Annotated in this window: 2 protein-coding genes and 1 tRNA gene; all 3 read right to left on the reverse strand. The window is 46.2% G+C overall.

Features of this window, described 5'->3' with window-relative positions:
- Nucleotides 1-11: 11 nt before the first annotated feature.
- Nucleotides 12-87: transfer RNA gene (locus BBG47_RS27465), tRNA-Lys, on the reverse strand.
- 323 nt (nucleotides 88-410) lie between these two features.
- On the reverse strand, nucleotides 411-1226 hold the full coding sequence (locus BBG47_RS27470; RefSeq protein WP_065294393.1) for an ABC transporter permease: 816 nt from the start codon (nucleotides 1224-1226) through the stop codon (nucleotides 411-413).
- The gene (locus BBG47_RS27475) at nucleotides 1223-2266 is read right to left on the reverse strand and encodes an ATP-binding cassette domain-containing protein (protein WP_065294394.1); all 1044 of its coding nucleotides are present in this window, start codon (nucleotides 2264-2266) and stop codon (nucleotides 1223-1225) included. Before BBG47_RS27475 ends, BBG47_RS27470 begins: the two co-directional genes overlap by 4 nt.
- Nucleotides 2267-3184: the final 918 nt, after the last annotated feature.

Here is a 3184-nt window from a genome sequence, read left to right on the forward strand (position 1 = left end):
GATCACATAATTGGTGGGTTCTGAGGGGTTCAAACCCTCGACCTGATGATTAAGAGTCAACTGCTCTACCAACTGAGCTAAGAACCCATCTGATTAACTGGGTTCAAGGGGGATTGAAGCATCCCGATTGAACGAAGCTGTTGAGAAGTGCCTTGTTCCTTAACACATCCTTAGTATAGACCTCTACAGGCGATTCGTAAAATAGAATTAAGGGGGTTATCCGTGGATATTCAAGGATATTCCCTTCTCTGCTAAGGGTGTAGTATGACTCTGTTAGGAATACTTCCATTTCCCGTATTATGCGATAAGGAGCAGGGATTTAGTTCTCTACTCCTTACCGTGCATGTTTATATTTGCGTGTTCAGATGTATATAAGTTACCTAAATTGTTGAGGGCTGCGTATTTGAAATTTAGGTGCGGCGCATATAAGCGCGGACGGTGAGTGGGGCAAAGATGGCTACGATGACCATAGCGCACAGGAGAGTGAGGCCAAATTCAATGCCGATCGTACCTTGATTGGCGAGCTCACGTACAGCACTTACTAAATGGGTGATTGGGTTAATATTTGCAAACCATTGAAGCCAATCTGGCATTGTATTGACCGGTACGTACGCATTGGAGAGAAAGGTGAGCGGGAACAGCACCATCATGGCAATCCCTTGTACGCTAGCTGCTGTACGAGCAATGACGCCGAAGAAGGCAAAAATCCAGCTGACCGCCCAGGAGCACGCAATGACAAGCAAGCCGGCGATTGCGACATAACCTAGACCTCCGGCTGGGTGATAGCCCATTAAGTAGCCCATCACAAAAGTGAGTACGGTTGCAATGGCAAAACGGATTGTATCTGCTAGAAGGGCTCCCGCCAAAGGCGCAATACGCGCAATCGGAAGTGACTTGAAGCGATCGAATACGCCCTTATCCATATCTTCACGCAATTGGACACCAGTGGCGACTGCACTCGTGATGACCGTCTGAACAAGAATGCCGGGGATAATGATTGGTAAGTAATCATGTACATTTCCTGAGATTGCCCCGCCAAATATATAGGTGAACATGAGGGTAAACAAAATAGGCTGAATGGTTACATCGAACAATTGCTCGGGGGTACGCTTTATTTTGAGCAGCCCACGGTAGGCCATTGTCATTGAATTACGTAGTGACTGACCGAAGCTGGCATAGTTTTTTAACTGATGGTGTGAGCTCTTATTTACGGTTGCATTACTCATACTCGTGCCTCCTCTCTAACGTTCATGCGTTCGGTATTGTGGATCGCGTTCGTGTTCTCTATCGCACTCGCAGAGCTGTTCCCGGTGATGGTTAGAAATACTTCGTCAAGGGTAGGTTTCTGTACGCTGATTTCGGCAAGTCGAATTTCTTTGTTGCGCAGAGCGATCAACAGGTCGGTTACTTGGTCGGCGTCGGCCATCGGTGCAGTGATGGTTCCAGCTTCGGCGGTTACATTGGAGCGGACTTGAAGTACTTGGTCTACGATTGCACGCGCATCGGCGATATCTTTTTCATGTTGGAGTCTTAAATGCAACGACGACGTTCCAACGGAAGCCTTCAGTTCATCCACTGTGCCTTCTGCGACAACTTGGCCGCGGTCGATAACCGCGATACGATCTGCCAACTGATCGGCTTCATCGAGGTACTGTGTGGTGAGGAGCACGGTTGAGCCTGTATCGACTAAACGGCGAATCGTATCCCACATCTGTGAGCGCGTACGCGGATCCAACCCTGTTGTCGGTTCATCCAAAAAGATGAGCGGAGGCTGAGCAATGAGGCTCGCAGCCAAATCCAGCCTGCGTCGCATGCCTCCGGAGAAGTTCTTGAGCGGCCGCTTGGCTGCCTCTGACAAGCCAAACTCCTCTAACAAGTCAGCTGCCTTGCGCCGTGCCTCAGCACGACCTAAACCAAGAAGCCGTGAGAAAATAATGAGATTTTCGGTCGCACTTAAGGTCTCGTCAACCGATGCATACTGTCCGGTTACCCCAATTAATTGACGGACGATATGGGATTCCTTCACGACATCGTGTCCGAAGATTCGTGCCTCGCCAGCATCCTGACGTAATAATGTGGCCAACATGCGAATCGTCGTTGTTTTCCCTGCTCCATTCGGACCCAGCACGCCGTATATCGAACCAGCACGAACATTCAAGTCTACGCCATCCACAGCGCGATTGTCTCCGAATGTTTTGACGAGCCCACGGGCTTGAACAGCCCATTCACAACTGTTCGAAACTGCTATGTTGAAATTATTGTTCATTTCCATTTCTCCTTACTTCAAGATGGAATGTATGCACTCGTTTTTTAGTCTATTTGCATTGTAGAAGTAATTTACAACCTGTTAAACCTTCTGTGGAATGGTTTTCCAGTCAGTCTGTAGACCGATAAACAACGGGGTAAGATGAGGTGTTGCGATGAGCACAAAGAAACACGCCTAACGAACAGCGTGTTATCTAGGATAAATGTTATTCAATAAGGATGTAGATAATGAATGGATTAGTGTGCTTGTGTTCGGTATATGCTTGATACGAGCGTATGTCCTAGAATGATGTTCGCAATGATGATGATATGATCATTTTGGAGGAGGTATGTATAGACTTCGGGAAGATTGTGAAAAAGTCCTAAGTAACCCCAAACATGGGCGAGAGAGATTATAAAAGCAGGAAGCCCTAGTAGCAGTAATCTGGACGTATCGATTTTTCGTGTTTCCTTGTCGCGAGATGAACCATTCAAGAGGCTTAATCCTAGAAGTGCTCCTATGCCTCCAAAACAACCAATTGGGTTGACGATGATGTAGACGAAGTTATACTCAAGTGTGTGCTTCGCCTCGGCTAAATGATTGTTCAGTAATGTTGTTCCACCCACCAATAGGATTACAATGAGCACGAGATAGACAAGGCTTGTGACGAAGTTCCTCTGTCTCAATTGAAAATGAAATCGATCAAACAAAAACACGACCTAACGAATCATGGGATTTGTACGGTTTAATGAAAAAGAAAGATAAATAGAGAAAAAAGAAGAAATGATGTCTAATTGCTTCATATTGCTATAAAATTGTTAAAAAGAAGTAGAAAATAATCTACCAAGGCCGACAATAGGAATTTGCAGGAAATTGTGTTGAGGTAGTATAATGGTTTGGCATACAAAAATATGGGGCCATAGCTCAGCTGGGAGAGCG

Source organism: Paenibacillus sp. KS1 (assembly GCF_001680695.1).
GTDB lineage: Bacteria > Bacillota > Bacilli > Paenibacillales > Paenibacillaceae > Paenibacillus_B > Paenibacillus_B suaedae.